The 18,739-nt window shown below is 61.8% G+C and carries 19 protein-coding genes; 6 read left to right on the top strand and 13 right to left on the bottom strand.

The genetic code is table 11. The features are described 5' to 3' along the window. Positions 1-6 precede the first annotated feature (6 nt). The 3 genes from ABUH87_RS17205 to ABUH87_RS17195 form a co-directional block, all read right to left on the bottom strand. Complete coding sequence (locus ABUH87_RS17205; protein ID WP_367775339.1) at positions 7-687, bottom strand: prolyl hydroxylase family protein; 681 nt, start codon at positions 685-687, stop codon at positions 7-9. Between the two features lie 107 nt (positions 688-794). Further along, entirely contained in the window at positions 795-1,448 is a 654-nt protein-coding gene (locus ABUH87_RS17200) for a glutathione S-transferase family protein (protein WP_367775338.1), read from the bottom strand. Between the two features lie 52 nt (positions 1,449-1,500). Beyond that, positions 1,501-2,127 (bottom strand): glutathione S-transferase family protein, encoded by a 627-nt coding sequence (locus tag ABUH87_RS17195; RefSeq protein ID WP_367775337.1) that lies wholly within the window; start codon positions 2,125-2,127, stop codon positions 1,501-1,503. 321 nt (positions 2,128-2,448) lie between these two features. Here ABUH87_RS17195 and cobS point away from each other — a divergent pair, with 321 nt between their 5' ends. After that, a complete protein-coding gene (gene cobS, locus ABUH87_RS17190) occupies positions 2,449-3,441 on the top strand; it encodes a cobaltochelatase subunit CobS (protein ID WP_367775336.1) in 993 nt (330 codons plus the stop codon). A gap of 7 nt (positions 3,442-3,448) precedes the next feature. On the opposite strand, the gene ABUH87_RS17185 is transcribed toward cobS, so the two are convergent. Both ABUH87_RS17185 and truA read right to left on the bottom strand, forming a co-directional pair. Next, positions 3,449-5,767, bottom strand: coding sequence for a putative bifunctional diguanylate cyclase/phosphodiesterase (locus ABUH87_RS17185; RefSeq protein WP_367775335.1), 2,319 nt, complete (start codon positions 5,765-5,767; stop codon positions 3,449-3,451). 225 nt (positions 5,768-5,992) lie between these two features. Then, the gene (gene truA, locus ABUH87_RS17180) at positions 5,993-6,739 is read right to left on the bottom strand and encodes a tRNA pseudouridine(38-40) synthase TruA (RefSeq protein ID WP_367775334.1); all 747 of its coding nucleotides are present in this window, start codon (positions 6,737-6,739) and stop codon (positions 5,993-5,995) included. A gap of 113 nt (positions 6,740-6,852) precedes the next feature. On the opposite strand from truA, the gene ABUH87_RS17175 reads away from it, so the two are divergent. After that, a complete protein-coding gene (locus tag ABUH87_RS17175) occupies positions 6,853-7,383 on the top strand; it encodes a cupin domain-containing protein (protein WP_367775333.1) in 531 nt (176 codons plus the stop codon). Positions 7,384-7,386: 3 nt separating this feature from the next. On the opposite strand, the gene fmt is transcribed toward ABUH87_RS17175, so the two are convergent. Continuing rightward, positions 7,387-8,295, bottom strand: coding sequence for a methionyl-tRNA formyltransferase (gene fmt, locus ABUH87_RS17170; protein WP_367775332.1), 909 nt, complete (start codon positions 8,293-8,295; stop codon positions 7,387-7,389). A gap of 121 nt (positions 8,296-8,416) precedes the next feature. Between fmt and recR the strand changes: the two genes are divergently transcribed. From recR to ABUH87_RS17155, 3 genes are all read left to right on the top strand, one after another. Then, complete coding sequence (recR, locus tag ABUH87_RS17165) at positions 8,417-9,010, top strand: recombination mediator RecR (RefSeq protein WP_367775331.1); 594 nt, start codon at positions 8,417-8,419, stop codon at positions 9,008-9,010. A 106-nt stretch (positions 9,011-9,116) separates the two neighbouring features. Beyond that, positions 9,117-9,686, top strand: a complete 570-nt coding sequence (gene def / locus ABUH87_RS17160) for a peptide deformylase (protein ID WP_367775330.1) — start codon at positions 9,117-9,119, stop codon at positions 9,684-9,686. A gap of 64 nt (positions 9,687-9,750) precedes the next feature. Beyond that, positions 9,751-11,373, top strand: a complete 1,623-nt coding sequence (locus tag ABUH87_RS17155; RefSeq protein WP_367775329.1) for a DNA recombination protein RmuC — start codon at positions 9,751-9,753, stop codon at positions 11,371-11,373. Here the strand turns inward: ABUH87_RS17155 and ABUH87_RS17150 are convergent. The 7 genes from ABUH87_RS17150 to ABUH87_RS17120 all read right to left on the bottom strand — a co-directional run bounded on the left by ABUH87_RS17150 (position 11,358) and on the right by ABUH87_RS17120 (position 16,676). Then, positions 11,358-12,197: a TrmH family RNA methyltransferase gene (locus tag ABUH87_RS17150; protein WP_367775328.1), complete on the bottom strand. Its 840-nt coding sequence runs from the start codon at positions 12,195-12,197 to the stop codon at positions 11,358-11,360. The genes ABUH87_RS17155 and ABUH87_RS17150 overlap by 16 nt on opposite strands. A 3-nt stretch (positions 12,198-12,200) precedes the next feature. Then, a complete protein-coding gene (locus ABUH87_RS17145; protein ID WP_367775327.1) occupies positions 12,201-12,479 on the bottom strand; it encodes an HPr family phosphocarrier protein in 279 nt (92 codons plus the stop codon). Continuing rightward, on the bottom strand, positions 12,476-12,880 hold the full coding sequence (locus ABUH87_RS17140; RefSeq protein WP_367775326.1) for a PTS sugar transporter subunit IIA: 405 nt from the start codon (positions 12,878-12,880) through the stop codon (positions 12,476-12,478). Before ABUH87_RS17140 ends, ABUH87_RS17145 begins: the two co-directional genes overlap by 4 nt. Positions 12,881-12,932: 52 nt before the next feature. Continuing rightward, entirely contained in the window at positions 12,933-13,871 is a 939-nt protein-coding gene (rapZ, locus tag ABUH87_RS17135) for an RNase adapter RapZ (RefSeq protein ID WP_367775325.1), read from the bottom strand. Positions 13,872-13,946: 75 nt separating this feature from the next. Continuing rightward, positions 13,947-14,366 (bottom strand): HPr kinase/phosphorylase, encoded by a 420-nt coding sequence (locus ABUH87_RS17130; RefSeq protein WP_367775324.1) that lies wholly within the window; start codon positions 14,364-14,366, stop codon positions 13,947-13,949. Next, on the bottom strand, positions 14,363-15,931 hold the full coding sequence (locus ABUH87_RS17125; protein WP_367775323.1) for a sensor histidine kinase: 1,569 nt from the start codon (positions 15,929-15,931) through the stop codon (positions 14,363-14,365). The genes ABUH87_RS17130 and ABUH87_RS17125 overlap by 4 nt, the downstream gene beginning before the upstream one ends. Then, complete coding sequence (locus ABUH87_RS17120) at positions 15,924-16,676, bottom strand: response regulator transcription factor (RefSeq protein ID WP_367775322.1); 753 nt, start codon at positions 16,674-16,676, stop codon at positions 15,924-15,926. Before ABUH87_RS17120 ends, ABUH87_RS17125 begins: the two co-directional genes overlap by 8 nt. Before the next feature lie 236 nt (positions 16,677-16,912). Here ABUH87_RS17120 and ABUH87_RS17115 point away from each other — a divergent pair, with 236 nt between their 5' ends. Then, on the top strand, positions 16,913-18,526 hold the full coding sequence (locus tag ABUH87_RS17115; protein WP_419956718.1) for a phosphoenolpyruvate carboxykinase: 1,614 nt from the start codon (positions 16,913-16,915) through the stop codon (positions 18,524-18,526). Positions 18,527-18,739: the final 213 nt, after the last annotated feature.

Raw genomic sequence — 18,739 nt, 5'->3', positions numbered from 1 at the left:
GCGCATTCAGCTCCAAGGGCGGGCCCGAAACCACTTCGTGATGACGTACTTGACGCCGCGAACGACAGGCAGGGCCGCGTGCATCGTATCCCAGTTCACCGTTCCGTCGGGGAGATTGTTGTTCCACAGCAGCAGTGCGCCAGGCTGCGGCGGAATGCTCACGTCCAGACGGGTAAACTCGGTTTGGCCGCCTTCTTCAACTGCGTTGAGATAGACCATCGCGGTCCAGCTCCTTTGTCCCCCCCGGCGAAGTTCGTCGCGCCAGTAGGGCTGACTTGTATCGAACCAGTCGCAGTGTTCCTTGAACTCCTGTCCCGGCTGATAGCGTTGCCCCTGCACAGTTTCGCCCCAGGAGAGATCGATGCCGACCAGGTCTGAAAGGCGCCGTTCGATGGCTCTTACGATCGGGTCTGCCTGATCGACGTCCCCGGAGAAGCTTGTCCGGTAGTTGTCATAAGCTGCGTCACGCACAAGCTCGGAAGGACGCGCTACCGCATCTATGAGCTCGATCATATGCGCGCACTCCTGCGCATCCAGAAAATCGCCGACTGCAAAGATCTCCGCAGCATCCACTGGTACTCGGTAAATCCCCGGATCGGCTGCGAGACGATTTCGTACATCGTTGCCAACGCGCGCCATGGCGGCGCGATCAGGAGCCGGATGGTTGGAGTGCTTCGCTGTAGCCATGCGCAAACTGCTACCCGCTGGATCGTAATGAGCAAGGTAGTTTCAGGTTGCCGTGCTGCAAACGTCGTTCCAAGGGCCGATGGTATGGCAGGCAACGAAGCTCCGGATCAGTCCCTGTCAGGCGCGCCGGGAGGAAAGCTTGCTCGAAAGGGCCTTGCATCTTCCACGCATCGAGCCACGGCGGGCAATCGTAGCAACTGCCTGCGCCACGCTCTCAGCCGGGGATAGCTGTCCGCGATGGGCGACACCCAGTCGGCGTAAAACAACGCGGGTGCTGCGGCACACTCAATCAGGGTTACCTGTTCGCCAGCGGGGTAGTACTTCAACCAGTCTTCGAGCCAGGCGTAGCTGCGTGCCAGACGCTGGCCAGCTTCCTCGATACGGGCAGCGTCCGGGCTCGAGCGATTGCGAAGGTATTCGTTCACGACGTCCTGCGTCGCTCCCATGACGTAGTTGTCGAAGACCCGGTCGAGCATCCGCATGCCAATGGCTGCATCGGGATCACCCGGTATCAGCATGCCGCTTCGCGCATGATGCTGCGCCAGGTACTCGATGATGGAGGTCGCCTCGAACAGCAGGTTGTCCCCGTCCGCTAATACCGGGAATTTGCTCCACGGTCCTGCGGTGCGGAGGACCTCCAGATGCTCTGGATGGTCGGCGTCGATGATGCGGAACTCGTGATCTATTCCCTCAGAATAGAGCGCGATCTGTACCTTCCAAGTGTACGACGAGAAGGGGTGACCATAAAGAGCCAAGGTCATGGAGCGCGCCGCCCGCGCAACATGGACGAACGGGTGCGGCTTTGTAGCTTGTTCACTTGCGCATGCTCTCAATCAAATCATTGTCGATCGCCTTTGCCGCCTTGTAGGCTGGGCGAGCTTGCACCCGCTCGGCATAAGCTACAAAAGACTCCCTCGGCGGCAATATCCCGAACGTCAGGCCCCAATCGACTGAGCTGCCGACGTAAACGTCCGCCATGGTGAACCGCTCACCACAAACCCAGGTTCGTCCGGTGAGGAAGCCGTCGAGCGTATTCATCGTGCGATCGAAGCTGCCCCAGCCGGCCATCCCCTCCTGCTCTGGCGTCGGCTCGAACTTGAGGGCGCGGGAGGTGATGCACTGCTCGACGGGACCGGCTGCGAAGAACGTCCAGCGGAAATAGTCGGCCATTTCCGCGTCGTTCGGGAGCAGCCCGGCCTCAGGATGCATCTCCGCAAGGTAGAGGCAGATGGCGGCTGCTTCGGTGATGATGCGGTCACCGCCGTCGGCATGGTGCACGAGGGTGGGTACCTTGCCCATCGGGTTTGCAGTGATGAATTGCTCGGACTTGTGCTGCCAGTCGACAAGAGACTGCGCATAGTCTGCACCCACCTCGTGGAGTGCCCAACGTGCGATCTGACCGCGCGACATCGGGTTGGTGTAGAACGTGTAGTCAGCCATCGGTCATCTCCTGGCGTCATCTGACGGTGAGAACGTGCCGGGAACATTGGGGCGTCGTCAAGCTGAACTGCGCGAACACCTCTTATTATCCTTTGGGTCCTGCCGTGCCGAGCAGGGCCCCATGCGGGTCTGTGGCAAAGACGATCCAATGCCTGCCGCGATCCCCGGTTGTCTCCCTGGCGGGAGTGACCAACGGGGCGCCAGTCCTTCATCAGCTTGTCCCGTTCTCTGAGAAGCGAGGGCAGAGTGCCTGAGTCTCGCGCCGGGTCGGCTGCAATGGCTGTTGCAGCGCGGCGCGAGGTCCATTAGGCGATGATCACGATGACTGATCTCCCGAACATGCAGGCCGATAGCCGCGACCGCACGATCCTCGACGCGCCCGACATTGAAGTCGATGTGCGAGAGACTTTCGGCATCGATGTCGACATGAAGGTACCCGCGTTTTCCGTGGCGGATGAGCGCGTGCCAGACCTGGACGAAACCTATGTGTTCGATCCGGACACGACGATGGCGATCCTGGCGGGCTTTGCCTTCAACCGGCGCGTCATGGTTCAGGGATATCATGGTACCGGCAAGTCGACTCACATCGAGCAGGTCGCCGCTCGGCTGAAGTGGCCCTGTATTCGCATCAACCTGGACGCGCATATCAGTCGTATCGACCTGATCGGCCGCGACGCCATCGTGTTGCGCGACGGCTTGCAGGTAACGGAATTCCGGGAAGGTCTTCTTCCGTGGGCGCTGCAGCATCCTGTGGCACTGGTCTTCGACGAGTATGACGCGGGCCGTCCCGACGTGATGTTCGTCATCCAGCGCGTGCTGGAGACTGAGGGTAAGCTCACTCTGTTGGACCAGAACCGCGTGATTCGGCCCAACCCTCACTTCCGCCTCTTTGCCACGGCAAACACTGTGGGCCTGGGGGACACCTCAGGTCTGTACCACGGCACTCAGGCGATCAACCAGGGTCAGATGGATCGCTGGAACATGGTGGTGGGCCTCAATTACCTTCCTGAGAAGGTCGAGACCGAGATCGTTGGCAAGAAGGTGCCGGGAATCGATCAAAAGGTGATTGCCGACATGGTGAAGGTGGCCGATCTCTCGCGGCAGGGTTTCATCAACGGCGACATCTCCACGGTGATGAGCCCGCGCACGGTCATCACCTGGGCTCAGAACACAGCGATCTTCAAGGATGCCGGCTTCGCGTTTCGCCTTTCATTCCTGAACAAGTGCGATGAGACCGAGCGCATGCTGGTGGCAGAATACTACCAGCGCGTATTCGGAGCCGAGCTTCCCGAAAGCGTAGTGGCCAAGGCCTGAACCATCATCAGTTTCCGGCATCCGTGAGCAGCGCGGTACCGGGCCGTCCGATGGTCAGCTCGGGCTGAAGAGCCTGGGGCATTCTGTCCGTATCGGGGATCTCCCAGGCCGGTATGGGTCTGTCGAAAAGGAAGCCTTGCGCGCACTCGCACCCCATCTCCGCGAGTTTTGTGAGCTGCGCCTCGCATTCGATACCCTCGGCGATTGTTTCCATTCGGAACTCGCGCGCCAGCGTCAGCACGCTCTCCACGATCGCGCGGCTCACCGGCTCGTGGACAATGTCGCTGATGAACGACCGGTCGATCTTCAACTTGTCCAATGGGAAACGGCGCAGGTAGTTCAGGGAAGAGTAGCCGGTTCCGAAATCGTCGAGCGCGACCCGTACGCCCAGGCTGCGCAGTTGATGTAACTGGCGCAGGTGGACGTCTCCATCCCGCATCAGGAGGTTCTCGGTGATCTCCAGCTCAAGCCGTTTCGGTGCTACGCCACTTGCAGCCAGTGCGCTCACAACCTGAGGCACTAATGCGTCCCCGCGCATCTGCGCGGGAGAGACGTTTACGGCAACGCTGAGGTCCTCACGCCAGGTTGACGCTTGGTTCAGTGCCTCGCGCAGCACCCACTCGCCGATGGTGCCGATCAGGTCTGTCTCCTCGGCGAGCGGGATGAACAGCGAAGGTGGCACGGATCCGCGGGTGGGATGGTTCCAGCGCAGCAAGGCCTCGTAACCCAAGGTTCGCCGCGAGGCGACGTCGACGAGAGGTTGGTAGTGAATCTCAAACTCACCCCGTTCCAGAGCACAGCGCAGATCCATTTCCAGTTTGCGCCGCTCCTGCAGCTCGTTGAGCAGGTCCGAATGGAAGATAACGCTGTTTCCCCGGCCCCGGCCCTTCGCTTCGTAGAGCGCGATGTCCGCGGCACGCAGCAGCGCCTCTCCGGTCGAGCCGTGTTCAGGAGCAAGCGCTACTCCCACGCTTGCACCACTGGGCAGCACAGACCCATCATATTCGATCGGCTGCGAAAGGGCGCTGACGAGCTCTGATCCAAGTCTTTCGATCTCGGCGTGATCGATGATGTTCCAGGCGAGTACGGCGAACTCGTCGCCTCCCGGGCGCGCTGCCAACATCTCTTCGCCCAGCAAAGCTTCAATTCGACGCGCTGCTTCGACCAGCACCGCATCGCCTGCGCTGTGGCCATAGGTGTCGTTCACAAGCTTGAAGGAGTCCAGATCCATGAAGAGGATCGCACACTCCGCTTTGCTGCTGCAGTGCGGCAGGACCACTTCGAGCTGCGCCGCAAAGACCGCCCGGTTCACCAATCCTGTCAGATTGTCTCGCGTTGCCATCAGGTGGACGCGGTCTTCAGCCGCACGCTTCGCCGTGACATCCTGGGCAAAAAAGCGAAAGCCGGCGCGCTGCCCCTCCTGGTCGAGCATGGCGCATCCCGAGATCGACCACCACCGGCGTTCCTCCCCGGTGCGTAGGGGCACCATCTGGTTGCGGAAGCGCTGACCGCGGCGCGCTGCCGCAAGCATGGCGTTGCGCTCGTCTCCGGGCTCGAAGAGTGACGGAACCGGTAGCCCCTCCAGCTCTTCGCCTGAGCGGCCCAGCGCTGCGCACAGACGGGCAGAAGGTTTCAGCAGGCGCCCTTTGTTGTCTGCCTCGATCAGCCAGTCGGTTCCATGTTCGTCGTACTGGCTGAGCAGGGACTGGATGGTATCGTTCGCGGTGTCGAGCAGCCGTGTGCGCAGCGTGCGAGTGGCGAACATGTAATGGAGTTGAAACAGCGTGTAGTAGAGACTGCCGATCGCCAGCGCGGCGAGAACCATCAGCCCTAAAGCATCGACGCCGGGCCTTACGATCAAAGCCGCCAACAGGCTGAGTACGAACAGCGCGCCGCTCACTACGCCGATCAGGGGGAGCGCCAGCGTACAGAGCAGGTCGAACAGCAGCGATGCCCCGACGAAAAGCATGATCGGCCCTACAAAGCCCGCAGGGGCCGAAATCACCATGAGGCAGATGACAGCCGAGTAGCCGATACTGCGAATGAGCAGCATGGCCCGAATTTGCGTCAGCTGGTGGCTTGCGCTTGCCGTGTCCTTTTGAAGCGAAATCCGCAGCATTACAGCCAGCAGCCAAAGAACTGCGAGTATTGCGCCGGCTGCTATGATGAGCGCGGCAGAAGCTTGGAGCAGCCAGAGTGCGACGACGCCGCGCAGAGCATCTGCGCGGACCCATGGATACTTCGCGAACTGCTGCACTCTGCTGGCCGCGAACCACTCACGATCGCGCGCGGGAACATCATAACGCAGGAGGTCGAAACCTGGCATGCGTGGAATGCGCAATCGAGCGAGGGTGCGTGATAGTGCCTGCATATTCATTACCCGCGCTAGGATCCGAGTTGGTAAGTCATTCCGTGGTCCGCGAAAAATCCTTTCCGCCTCTTAAGACTCTTCCCGAGATCGTGGTAACTTTTTCGTTTCCATCCTAGTTGGGGCGAGTACCTCGGTACATACACGCAGGTGAGCCGAAGGGTCAGAGTTCCGGACGCAGGATTAGATTTCCGGATAGCGGGCAGCGACGAAATAGAGACCATCGGGCGGAGCATTAAGACCCAGGGCCTGCCGGTCTCGAGCAGCGAGAGCCTTCACCAGTTGAAGCTCGCTCCACCGCCCCAAGCCTACCAGAGCAAGGCAGCCGACCATGGAACGCACCTGATGGTGCAGAAAGCTGCGCGCCTCCGTCTCAACCGTCACGCGCTCTCCCTGACGCCTGACTTCGAGCCGGTCGAGTGTCTTGAGCGGGCTCTGTGCCTGGCAGTGGGCCGAACGGAAGGTGGTGAAATCGTGGTGTCCGACAAGCAACTGCGCAGCCCGGTGCATCGCCTCGGCATCCAACGGTTGCGGCACCTGCCAAACGTGTCCGCGCTCCAGCGTCAGAGGCGCACGACGATTGACGATGCGATACTCGTATGCACGTCCGGTGCAGGAGAAGCGAGCATGCCAATCGTCCGGAACCACCTGGCAGGCCAACACCGCGATCGGAGCGGGACGCAGTTTTGCATTGAGCGCTTCCATGAGGCGGAAGGGCGCTATGGTCTTCGCAACGTCAACATGCGCTCGCATTCCTGAGGCATGAACACCGGCATCGGTGCGTCCGGCCGCATGCATGGCCGCATGCTCGCCGGTGATAGCAAATACTGCTTCCTCGACCGCTTGTTGCACGGATGGACCGTGGGCCTGCCTTTGCAGCCCCATGAAAGGGCCGCCATCGAATTCGAGTGTTAGGGCGAACCGGGTCATGGCCGCTGCCGTTACAGCACAACCTCCGATCTGCAAGCATGGGGAGCAAGCGGGCTTGGCCAGCGCGGCGGGAAATGCCACCATGCGGCACGAAAGCCTGAGAGGAAAACAACATGTCGCAGAGCGAGAATCAGCGTCCCCGCTTCGAAATATTCCGTGGAAGTGATGCGCCGTCGCTGGCTGAGTGCCAGTGCATGACGAACGAGGGTGAGACGCCGAACCTGGCGGCGGCTCTGGAACGCTTTCCGGAAATGATGGGATCGGGGGGCGAGCAAGTCGATGTGCCTTATCGGCGCCCTGGTATGAGCTTGGCGCGGCTTTGGGTGAAGAGCGGCTTTCCCTTGCCCCTTCACACGCACGATTGCGACTGTCTCTACTACGTCGTCGCGGGGAGCATTCACCTGGGCAACGAGACCCTGGAGGCAGGAGATGGTTTCTTCGTCGGCAGCGAGGTTCCCTACGGATACACTGCCGGTCCGGAAGGGGCTGAAGTGCTGGAGTTTCGCGCCACGGATGTTTTCAACATCCGCCTGAAGGACAAGCCGGTCGCCTCGTGGGAGAAGGCGGCGGACCAGATTCGCCATGCACGGGAACGCTGGGCAGATGAGGCTCCGCCGGTTCGCCGCGTGCCTGAAAAGGTGTGAGCGTCAGCCCAGCGGCGTCCCGGCTGCAATCGGTCGCCCACGAAGCAAGTCGGCGACCGCCATTGCCGGTCGTCCTGCGCGCTGAATCGTGAGGGGGCGGATCGCTCCGGTGCCGCATGCGATGGTCATGTCCTCGTCCAGAACCACGCCTGGCGTGCCGTCCTTTGCAACGGTCTCTGCGGAGAGAACCTTGAAGCGCTCTCCGTCGAGTTCGAAGAAAGCGCCGGGTGCCGGCGCAAAGGCGCGGATCTGCCGCTGCACCTGGACGGAACTCTGTGCAAAATTGATCCGGGCTTCGGCCTTCTCGATCTTCTTTGCATAGGTCACGCCATCCTCAGGTTGTGCCACCGGGCGGTGCTTCGACAATTCGCGCAGCGTGTCCACGAGGAGTCCCGCACCGCGTTCCGCGAGTTCGCGGGTCAGGTCGCCGGCGTTCTTGTGGTCTATCGTCGTGCGTAGCGTGGCCAGCATCGGGCCGGTGTCCAGGCCAGCCTCCATCTGCATGATGGTGATTCCGGTCGTCGGATCGCCGGCCAGGATCGCGCGCTGGATGGGCGCGGCTCCCCGCCAGCGCGGCAGGATCGAGGCATGGATGTTGAGGCATCCGCTGCGGGGAGCATCGAGAATGGCTTGTGGCAGGATCAAGCCATACGCCGCTACTACGGCAATGTCGGTATCGAGCGCGGCGAAACGCGCCTGCTCTTCGGCATTTCTCAGCGAGATGGGATGACGCACCTCGATCCCACGCGCTTCGGCTTCGCGGTGGACCGGGGAGGGGGTGAGTTCCCGTCCGCGCCTTCCGCCGGGCCGCGGAGGTTGTGTATAGACCGCAGCGATATCGTGGCCACGGTCGACCAGCGAGGCCAGAGCGGGCACTGCGAACTCGGGCGTGCCCATGAAAACGATCCTCATCCGCATTTCTCCGCTCTCGCCGGGGGCTGTCACACGTTGCTCGCCCGCGAACCGCCGAAGGTGCGCATAAATCCCGGTTTGTTCTTGCCGGTGCGGGGGCGCAACCCCTATCTGCCGAGGCATGGCATCGCAAGAGATCGAGACGCTGACAGCCGCATTGTCACGGTTGCCCGGCTTGGGGCCCCGTTCGGCGCGGCGTGCGGTGCTATGGCTGATCAAACGGCGGGAGACGGCTCTGGTGCAGTTGCTCCACGCCCTGGAAGCCGTTCAGCATGCGCTTGTAGAGTGTGACGTTTGCGGCAACATCGATACCGCCAACCCGTGCGGCATCTGTAGCGACGCGCGCCGCGATGCGCGCCAGCTTTGTGTGGTCGAGGAAGTGGCGGATCTTTGGGCGCTCGACCGGGCGCGGCTGTTTACCGGCAAGTATCACGTGCTCGGCGGACGGCTCTCCGCACTGGAAGGGGTCAGGCCAGAGGATCTCGCCATCGATACCTTGCTCCAGCGGGCCAGTAGCGGAATCGATGAGGTCGTGCTGGCCATGAACGCCACGCTAGAGGGGCAGACGACTGCGCATTACATCGCCGAGCGTCTGGAGGGCTGCCCCGTCAGAATAACGCAACTCGCGCATGGACTGCCGGTCGGCGGAGAGTTGGACTATCTGGACGAGGGCACGCTCGCGCAGGCCCTCCGGGCGCGCCGCCCGGTGAGCTGATCGCGGCAAGTCTCTGGCGTGGAACAGAAAATGGCATACGTGCGGATCGGTTTTTCCGCACACCGCCCGTGTTGCGAAATCCAGCCGCGCCGACTATCTCGCGCTTATGGCTATTCGTGAGATCATCGAAGTACCCGACCCGCGTCTGAAGCAGGTCTCCACGCCCGTAGAGCAATTCGACGACGAGCTTAAAACACTCGTCGCCGACATGTTCGAGACGATGTACGATGCGCCCGGCATTGGCCTCGCTGCCATCCAGGTCGGTGTCCCCCTGCGTGTGCTGGTGATCGATCTGCAACCTGACGATCCGGATGCTGAGCCGGAGGTCTGCACCGCTCACGGTGGGCATCACCATACGCATCAGCCAACCAAGCGTGAGCCTCACGTCTTCATCAACCCCGAGATCCTCGATCCGTCGGAAGAGCACATCGTCTACAACGAAGGCTGCCTCTCCGTTCCCGAGATCTATGCCGAGGTCGAGCGTCCCGCCCGTATTCGTGCGCGTTGGCAGGACCTTGACGGAAACGTGCATGAAGAGGCCTTGGACGGCATGATGGCGATTTGCCTCCAGCACGAGATGGATCACTTGGAAGGCATTCTGTTCATCGACCACCTCTCACGTCTCAAACGCCAGATGGCTTTGAAGAAGCTGGAGAAGCTACGCCGCGCTGCTTGACGCAGGTGTGGATGACTTGGGTCTCGCTCTGGCGTTCTCTCTTCGTTCCTGATAAACGCGGCTGATGGAATCTGCCGCGTTTATCATTGTTCCCCTGATCATTGGCCTCACAGCCGGCCTTCTGGCCGGCTGGATATTCGGCTCACGGCCGGTCAACGACTGGCGTGAGCGGCATGCCACGCGTGATGCCGAGGCGCGCGAACTGGATGAGAAGTTTCGGCGGGCCATCACGGAGCTTGCGAGTGCGAGTGAGCGCGCCAATCGTGCAGACGCACTCGGCGATGCGCTTGAAACCGCCCGTGCGGAGCATGCGCTGGTCGTAGATCGGATGCACCGCGAACATGCTGCCTTTGTGGAGCGGCTACGCGGGGAGCACGAGCAGACGCTTGCTGGTACCCGTTCGGAGCTTTCTGCGGCCCTCGACAAGGCGAGGACCGAGCATGCTCTGGTTCTGGATCGGCTTCGCGCCGAACACGTGCAGCAGGTCGAAACGCTGCTTGAAGAGCGGCGCAGGCTCTCCAGTGAACTTGCCACTCTCAGCGAGAAGACGGCCAACTTCGACGAACAGAAGCGGCTTTTGATGGAAGCGCAGGATGTGCTTCGCAAGGAGTTCGAGAACGCAGGAGCCAAGGTGCTGGCGGGCGCGCAGGAGGCCTTTCTGCGCCGTGCGGGAGCACGGTTCGAGGAAAGCGAAAAGGCCAGCGCGGAACGCCTCTCAACTCTGCTTGCGCCCGTTAACGCTCGCCTCAAGTCCTACGAGGAGCAAGTCACGGCACTGGAGGCGAAGCGGGTGGATTCGTTCGGGCAGCTGACCGGGCTGATCCAGTCCATTCGTGAAGGGCAGGAGCAAGTGAGGGCCGAGGCTGCCCGGCTTGGCAACAGCTTGCGCAACGCACCCAAGGCCCGCGGTCGTTGGGGCGAGCAGCAGCTCCGCAATGTGCTTGAACAGTGCGGCCTGACCGAACACACGGACTTCGTGACGGAGCAGTCGGTGGAAACCGGGGAAGGGCGGCTGCGTCCGGATGCGATCGTGACCATACCCGGGCAGAAGAAGCTGGTAATCGACGCTAAGGTCTCTCTCAACGCGTACCAGGAAGCGTTCGAGGCGCAGGACGACGCTACACGCGATGCTGCTCTACGCGCTCACTGCGCCTCCATGCGCAATCACGTGCAGACGTTGGGCGCCAAAAGCTACCAGAGCCAGTTCGAGGATGCGCCCGATTACGTGGTCATGTTCGTGCCGGGTGAGCACTTCGTGGCGGCTGCGCTCGAACATGATCCAGAGCTGTGGAACTTTGCGTTTCGCAATCGCGTCCTGCTGGCGACGCCGACCAATCTGGTGGCGATTGCCCGCACAGTCGCGCAGGTCTGGCGGCAGGACGGGCTTGCTCGTGAGGCGCGGGAGATCGGGCGGATGGGAGGCGAGTTGTACGATCGCCTGGCAGTAGCTGCAGACCATATGAAGCGTGTCGGCGCTGGTTTGGAAACTGCCGTGAACAACTACAACAAGTTCGTCGGCAGCTTTGAACGCAATGTGCTCTCCTCAGGTCGCCGCCTGCGGGACAAGCATATCGAGATCGGCAAGCGGGAAATTGATGAAGTGCCGCCCATCGAGTCGGCGCCACGTTATGGCGCGGAGGCACTCATCCCGCACGCCGCTGGCGAGGACGTTCAGGCGGCTGAGTAGCTGGACTCTTCTGTCGTCGACGAGCCAAGCCGGGCCAGAGCCTCATATGCCAGAACCGCTCCGGCAACTGCGGCGTTGAGGCTGTCGGCGCGACCCATCATCGGGATCGTGACCCTCAGGTCGCATTCCGCTTCGTAGGTGTCGGGTAGCCCTTGTGATTCGTTGCCCACGAGCAGGAAGCAAGGCGCCTTGTATGCCGCGCTGCGGTAGTCGGTAGGTTCGCGCAAGGAAGCGGCGACAAGCTGGCCGGGGCCACTGCGCAGCCAAGGCAGGAATTCATCCCAACGAGCCGCTGCCAGGCGCTGCGTGAAAATCGCACCCATGCTGGCACGCACGGCCTCGACGGAGAAAGGGTCCGCACAATCGTCAATCAGGATGAGACCGCCCGCACCAACGGCGTCTCCCGTTCGCAGCATGGTGCCCAGATTTCCGGGATCGCGCAGAGCCTGCGCTACAAGCCAGATCGAGGCTGCATTCCGGTCCACGCCAGTGAGCCGTGTGTCAAATTCCGCGAAGACACCAGCCACCGCTTGCGGATTGTCCTTGCCGGTGACTTTGGCGAGGATATCCTCATCCATCTCCACGATCTCGCCACCTGCGGCAGCGACTGCATCCTCAAGTTCGGCAAGCAGTGGATGAGAGGCCCGCCCGCTCGCCATCACGAGCATCTCAGGAAGCACGCCGCTTTCGCGTGCATCAGTCAGCAGGCGTAGCCCCTCGGCGAGAAACTTGCCCTCACGACGGCGATGCTTCTTCTCGCGCAGCGAGCGCAGGAACTTGACTGTGGGATTGGAGAATCCGGTGATCGTGCGGCGAACAGCCAAAGTTCAGTCCTCGCCAAACCCATCCCGGACGAGGGCGACCAGTTGCTCAAGAGCTGTTTCGGCGCCTTCGCCTGAGACGGTAATTTCGACGGTGTCGCCTTTTCCCGCGCCCAGCATCATGAGCCCGAGGATCGAAGCACCGGCGGCTTCAATGCCGTCTTTGCTCACCAGAACATTGCACGAAGGTGGCAGTTCGCCCACCATGTTGACGAACTTGGCGCTGGCCCGCGCATGCAGGCCCCGCTGATTGACGATCGTTACACTCTCCCGGCAGGCGATCATGCGTCCTGTCCCAGATATTCCGAGGCCACCGTAATGTAGTTGCGCCCCGCGTCCCGTGCAGCGGAAGCTGCCTCACGCACAGGCATGCAGCGGCGTGCTTTGGCGAGGCGGATCAGCATCGGCAGGTTGATACCCGCGATCACTTCGACCTTGCCCGCCTCCATCAGGGAGATTGCCAGGTTGGAAGGCGTGCCGCCGAAAAGGTCGGTCAATATGACCACGCCTTCGCCGGAATTGACGTCGCGAATGGCATCGGCGATCTCTTGCCGACGCTGCTCCATGTCGTCGTTGGGTCCGATGCACACGGTGGCAACCGCTTGCTGGGCGCCGACGACGTGCTCCATGGCCTTGACGAACTCAACGGCCAGATCGCCATGAGTGACGAGTATCATGCCGATCATTTGGGTATGGCGCTCCGAATCTGCTGCGACCGCACCGGGGAAATACTGTTCTTCACGCCGGCGGACTTCCTTCCAGAAGATCGGCGGCGCGTGCGCCCAGGTTGCGATGCAACAATGTGGGGGAAAATCCGTGGTCACGCAAGGCCGCGGCCATCTCTCTCGCGGTGAAAACAGACCGGTGACGGCCTCCCGTGCAGCCGAATGCGACATGCACGTACGCTTTTCCCTGCTCCCTGTAGCGCGGCAGCAACAATAGCAGGAGATCACGGATCCGGGTGAACGCTTCCGTATAGGCCGGGTCCCTCCGGATATGCTCGCCCACGGGCGCGTCTTCTCCAGTGAGCGGCCGTAGTTCCGAATCCCAGTGAGGATTGTCGAGGAACCGCATGTCGAACACCAAGTCGGCAACAGGTGGCATGCCTCGGGCGAAGCCGAAGCTGGAAATGGTGAGTGTCAGCGGCTGGGTGTCTTCTCCGCCGAAGCGGTCGCGCATGGCGCGTTGCAGATCGTTAGAGGTGAATTCGCTGGTGTCGATCAGGATCTCTGCCCATCGACGGAGCGGTGACAGCATCTCGCGCTCAGCCCGGATGCCAGTAGAGACGGGCGTGTCCCCGGCGAGTGGGTGGCGCCGCCGGGTCTCGTTATAGCGGCGCTCTAGTTCGTTGCTCGCGCAGTCGAGGAACAGGGTGGTGACTTCCAGGTCAGAGCGTTGACCCAGGTCCTTCACCTTCCGGATGATGCTGTCCGCGTCGAAGCCGCGCGTCCGGGAATCGAAGCCGATTGCGAGGGGGCCACGCAGATCGCGCGACATGGCCTGGGGCGTATCGAGAAGCCTATCGAGCAGGCGCACCGGGAAGTTGTCGACGATCTCCCAGCCAAGGTCTTCCAATACTCGGAGGGCCGTGGTTTTTCCCGCACCCAGCATCCCTGTGACGAGTACGAGCCGTTGCCGGCCATCCTGTGCCGGTTCGGATAAGGAATCGTGCTGCATGGATTGTCGCTTTGCGCTTGCCCGACGCGAAAGGGAAGGGTGCTCGCGCCTCGCGTCCCGCTCCGGGGCGATGTGTCACGAGCATAGACCGTAGACGCGCAGTGCCTGCTCGACCTTCAGTGCAGGGGCAGCAGGGTCCGGCCAGATGGAGATGCAGGGCAGCGCCACGCCCAGACGTTCAACTTCCTGCGGCGCGTCAATGAAGCGTGGCGCTGATGGGTCGAGAACGATGACGAGGGCAATGGGTGCCGCGAGACAGACGGGAAACGATATCAGCCCGAGGTTGCGAATTTCGAGCAGCCCTCGGGTCTGTGGATGAGGGTGGGCAACAAGCTGTGCGCCTCGCACTTCAAGCATCACGCCATCGTCACCAATTAGCTGTGCGCCACGGTCGATTAGCGCGAGCGCCAGAGCCGACTTGCCCGAAGCTGGAGGTCCCTCGATCAGCACTCCATGCTTACCGACCGCAACACAGGTAGCGATGTGGGGCGTCATATGGGATCGCGCCAGGCTGGCAGATCGAGTTCCATTCGCGCTCCTGCACGACCGTCGAGCCGGGAGGTGGCGAGGAGGCGGCCGAAATGAGCCTCAACGACTGTTCGGGCAATCGCGAGGCCGAGACCGCTGTGACTCCCGAAAACCTCATCCGCCGGGCGCAGAGAGTGGAAGCGCTCGAAAATCTTGGTGCGCGCTTCTTCGGGGATGCCGGGACCGTAGTCTGACACGGCGACCAGAATACGATCTCCCACTTGTGCCAACTCGATCTCGATCGCGGCGCCTCCCTCCGAAAAGGAGACTGCGTTATCCAACAGGTTATGGAGCACGCGTTCAAGTCTGGCGGCATCGCCCGGTACAATCATGTCACTGTCGCCCACGCGGGACACGATTACCCGGCAGGTCCCGTTGACGCCCCGCGTGTCGCGTTCGGCCACGAGGGCGAGGACCAGGCGCAACATGTCAACCGGCTCGAACGTGGTGCGGCTCAGCTCGGCGTCGACGCGGCTGGCATCCGCGATCTCCGTGATAAGGAAGTCCAGGCGCCTCACATCGTCGCTGGCTATCGCCATCAACTGCTTGCGCAGTTGGGGATCAGCCACCCGCTCCAGGTTCTCGAGCGAATTGCGTAGCGATGCCAGCGGGTTCTTGAGTTCGTGCGCCACGTCAGCGGCGAAGCTTTCCACTGCATCGATCCGCTCCCGCAAGGCTCTTGTCATATCGGAGATCGCCCGCGCCAGCAGACCGATCTCGTCGCGCCGCTCGGGCAGCCGTGGAACGATGACCTTGCGGTCCCGTCCGAGGCGTACCCGCACGGCAGCCCGGACGAGAGTGCGGAGTGGGTCGACGATAGTGCGGGCCAGGAAGAGGGAGAGCAGGATGGAAATCGCCAGTGCAGCTCCGACGATGATGGCCAACGTCTGCCGCGCTTCGCGCACATATTGTGTGATGTCGCGGGCATTGCGCGTCGCCAGAAGCGATCCGCCGGTTTCGCCCACCGGTGTGGCTGCGGTGATCACCGGGGTGCGATCCGGCGCAGCGCGCCGCCGTGTCACCGTGCTGCCATCCTCCAAGGCCTCCGCAATCTCCGGCCAGTTTTCAGCCGAGGGGCGGCTCGGGTCACGGTACTGGGGAATAGGCGCGGTTCCGAGCACGAAATCCATCGCGCGGTCAATGACGCGCGCTGCCTTGTCCAACCACGGCTCTCGCGCAGGATCGACGAAGGTGTAAGATGGAGGGGCGAGTGCAAAGCTGTCGGCCAACAGTGCACCGTCTCTGCCATATAGTCGTAGCCGCAACTGCTGCGTCGCACCAATCCGTGCAAGCAATCTGCGCTGTTCGGCAGGGCTGAGGTCGACGAGAGCGGCTGCCGTCATCTCTACTTCGGCGCGTGCGAGACGGAACCGCTCGGCAAACAGTTCGCGCCGGTAGCTATCGATATAGAAGAGGCTCCCCGCAAGCAGGGCGAGGGCGATCACGTTGACGGCCAGGATGCGGGCCGTCAGCGAAATGCGCCAGGGCCAGCCTGCTGCGCGCATGCTGTGTGCTCGCGTTGGCTCAGCCATCGGTGAAGGAGTAGCCGGCACCGTACAGCGTCTCGATGGCACTGAACTCTGCGTCCACGGCCCGGAATTTCCTGCGTAGGCGTTTGATATGACTGTCTATCGTACGGTCGTCGACGAAGACGTCCTCGTTATACGCGGCATCGAGCAACTGGTTACGGCTCTTCACCACTCCCGGCCTCGTCGCCAACGCCTCTACGATCAGGAATTCGGTGACGGTGAGCGACACCGGTTTGCCGGCCCAACTGACCTGATGTCGCGACGGATCGAACTCAAGGCGCCCCCGCACGACAGTCTCAGTAGTTTCCTGGGTTGCCGCATCGTCAGCCTGACTGCGGACGAGTTCGCTGCGGCGCAGGATCGCACGGATACGGGCCACCAGAAGGCGCTGACTGAACGGCTTCGTAATATAGTCGTCGGCGCCCATCGCGAGGCCCAGAGCTTCGTCCGGCTCCTCGTCTCGCGACGTCAGAAAGATGACTGGCAATGTTGATTGCTGGCGCAGCGATTGGAGAAGTTGAAGCCCATCCATTCGGGGCATCTTGATATCGAAGATTGCCAGGTCGGGCGGGTTTTCCAGCAATGCCTTCAAGGCTGTTTCGCCATCGGTGTAGACCCTTGTGGCGAAGCCTTCGGCCTGCAAGCCAATGGAGACGGCTGTAAGGATGTTGCGGTCGTCATCCACCAGTGCGACGCACTGCTGCCGCGGTGGCTGCGGGTCAGGATCACGAAGTGGCAGGTCAGTCATGAGGTGCCGTATCAGGGTCAGTGGCAGGTCGTGAAGCCTAGACAGTTGCCGGCGCGCTGACAACGTGTGGAACTTGGTGCGGTTCGGCGGTTAATATGCTAGCTACCACGAGGTCTGACGCAATTTGATACGCTGCAGTCTCAGGCGGTTTGACGGAAATCGAGAGGCCGATTATCGCGGCTTGCGATTCTCATCCAGAAGAACTGCCATGGCGCTGCCGCCAGAGCGCCGCTTATATGGAGACGACCTTGACCGCTTCCCTCAGCTACCCTCTCGACCGCCAGGGCATTACCACGAGCGCGACCATCTTCGCCAATCTAGGCACTGCGCCACTGGTCGAGCATGCGATTGCGAACGGAGAAGGGATGCTGGCGGCGGATGGTCCCTTTGTTGTCGCGACCGGCAAGCACACCGGACGTTCTGCCAAGGATAAGTTCATCGTGAAGGACGCCGAGACCGAGAACACGGTCTGGTGGGGCAAGACGAACGTGCCGATGACGCCCGAGCACTTCGCGGCGTTGAAAGAAGATTTCCTTGCTGCGGTCGGTCAGAAGGACAAGCTTTACGTTTCGGATCTGTTCGGCGGCTCGCAGCCGGAATACCGGGTGAACGTGCGTGTCATCAACGAGTTTGCCTGGCACAATCTCTTCATCCGCACGCTGCTGGTGCGTCCGAAAGCAGAGGAACTGGCGAACTTCACGCCTGAGTACACCATTATCGATCTGCCGAGCTTTCGCGCAGACCCGGAACGGCATGGCAGCCGCAGCGAGACGGTGATCGCCGTCAACTTTACCGAGAAGCTGATTCTGATCGGCGGCACTGCCTACGCCGGCGAGATGAAGAAGAGCGTGTTCGGCATCCTTAACTACCTACTGCCGACCAAGGGCGTCATGCCGATGCACTGCTCGGCAAATATCGGTCAGGACGGCAAGACCGCCGTGTTCTTCGGCCTCTCGGGAACCGGCAAGACCACACTGTCCGCCGACGCGAGCCGCACTCTGATCGGTGACGACGAGCATGGTTGGTCCGACACCGCCGTGTTTAACTTCGAAGGTGGTTGCTACGCCAAGATGATCCGTCTTTCAGCTGAGGCTGAGCCCGAGATCTTCGCCACCACCAAGCGTTTCGGCACTGTGCTGGAGAACGTCGTCATCGATCCGGAAACCCGCCAGATCGACCTCGACGATAATTCGCTCGCCGAGAACAGCCGCGGCTCTTACCCGATCGACTTCATTCCGAACACTTCGGAGGAAAACCTCGGCCCGGTCCCGGCAAACCTGATCTTCCTGACTGCTGATGCGTATGGCGTGCTGCCTCCGATCGCTCGCCTGACGCCAGACCAGGCGATGTATCACTTCCTGTCGGGCTACACTGCGCGGGTTGCCGGTACCGAGATCGGCGTCACGGAACCGGAAGCCACGTTCTCGACCTGCTTCGGCGCACCGTTCATGCCGCGTCATCCCTCTGTTTACGGCAACCTCCTCAAGGAGCGCATCGCCAAGGGCGGCGTAAAGTGCTGGCTGGTCAACACCGGCTGGTCCGGCGGCAAGGCGACGATGGAAGGCATCAAGCGCATGCCCATCAAGGCCACGCGCGCGCTGCTCAACGCTGCGCTCGACGGCAGCCTCAACGATGCCGAGTTCAAGGAGGATCCGAACTTCGGGTTCGAAGTGCCGGTGGCGGTGCCGGGTGTCGACAGCAAGCTGCTCGATCCGCGTGGAGCATGGGCTGATCCGGCGGAGTACGACAAGACCGCTCAGGTTCTCGTCAAGCAGTTCATCGAGAACTTCGAGCAGTTCGAGGAGCACGTAGACGAAGGCGTCCGCAAGGCAGCGCCCGTCGCCGCCTGATCCTGCAGCAGCGCTTCTTCCAAGCGTTGCAGCGGAATGAACAAGCGCCGCAGTGGTTCTGCCACTGCGGCGCTTTTGTTTTCTTCGCCGAGCGGAGCGCTTGTCGGAGGCTCGTGTGCGGCCCCCGCGAACCGGCTCTAGCTAGGAAGAGCGCTAGATGCCTGGTATCGCGTTGAGTTAAAGCGGAGTAGTTCCTCGAGCCATGCTTTGCGC

It is taken from the genome of Novosphingobium rhizovicinum (assembly GCF_040813635.1).
GTDB lineage: Bacteria > Pseudomonadota > Alphaproteobacteria > Sphingomonadales > Sphingomonadaceae > Novosphingobium > Novosphingobium rhizovicinum.
This window is presented reverse-complemented; position numbering and strand designations above follow the sequence as displayed.

Coding starts and splice junctions, on each gene's coding strand:
- ABUH87_RS17205 (WP_367775339.1), bottom strand. CDS start 687: ATGGCTACAGCGAAGCACTCCAACCATCCGGCTCCTGATCGCGCCGCC.
- ABUH87_RS17200 (WP_367775338.1), bottom strand. CDS start 1,448: ATGACCTTGGCTCTTTATGGTCACCCCTTCTCGTCGTACACTTGGAAG.
- ABUH87_RS17195 (WP_367775337.1), bottom strand. CDS start 2,127: ATGGCTGACTACACGTTCTACACCAACCCGATGTCGCGCGGTCAGATC.
- cobS (WP_367775336.1), top strand. CDS start 2,449: ATGACTGATCTCCCGAACATGCAGGCCGATAGCCGCGACCGCACGATC.
- ABUH87_RS17185 (WP_367775335.1), bottom strand. CDS start 5,767: ATGCCAGGTTTCGACCTCCTGCGTTATGATGTTCCCGCGCGCGATCGT.
- truA (WP_367775334.1), bottom strand. CDS start 6,739: ATGACCCGGTTCGCCCTAACACTCGAATTCGATGGCGGCCCTTTCATG.
- ABUH87_RS17175 (WP_367775333.1), top strand. CDS start 6,853: ATGTCGCAGAGCGAGAATCAGCGTCCCCGCTTCGAAATATTCCGTGGA.
- fmt (WP_367775332.1), bottom strand. CDS start 8,295: ATGAGGATCGTTTTCATGGGCACGCCCGAGTTCGCAGTGCCCGCTCTG.
- recR (WP_367775331.1), top strand. CDS start 8,417: ATGGCATCGCAAGAGATCGAGACGCTGACAGCCGCATTGTCACGGTTG.
- def (WP_367775330.1), top strand. CDS start 9,117: ATGGCTATTCGTGAGATCATCGAAGTACCCGACCCGCGTCTGAAGCAG.
- ABUH87_RS17155 (WP_367775329.1), top strand. CDS start 9,751: ATGGAATCTGCCGCGTTTATCATTGTTCCCCTGATCATTGGCCTCACA.
- ABUH87_RS17145 (WP_367775327.1), bottom strand. CDS start 12,479: ATGATCGCCTGCCGGGAGAGTGTAACGATCGTCAATCAGCGGGGCCTG.
- ABUH87_RS17140 (WP_367775326.1), bottom strand. CDS start 12,880: ATGATCGGCATGATACTCGTCACTCATGGCGATCTGGCCGTTGAGTTC.
- rapZ (WP_367775325.1), bottom strand. CDS start 13,871: ATGCAGCACGATTCCTTATCCGAACCGGCACAGGATGGCCGGCAACGG.
- ABUH87_RS17130 (WP_367775324.1), bottom strand. CDS start 14,366: ATGACGCCCCACATCGCTACCTGTGTTGCGGTCGGTAAGCATGGAGTG.
- ABUH87_RS17125 (WP_367775323.1), bottom strand. CDS start 15,931: ATGGCTGAGCCAACGCGAGCACACAGCATGCGCGCAGCAGGCTGGCCC.
- ABUH87_RS17120 (WP_367775322.1), bottom strand. CDS start 16,676: ATGACTGACCTGCCACTTCGTGATCCTGACCCGCAGCCACCGCGGCAG.
- ABUH87_RS17115 (WP_419956718.1), top strand. CDS start 16,913: ATGGAGACGACCTTGACCGCTTCCCTCAGCTACCCTCTCGACCGCCAG.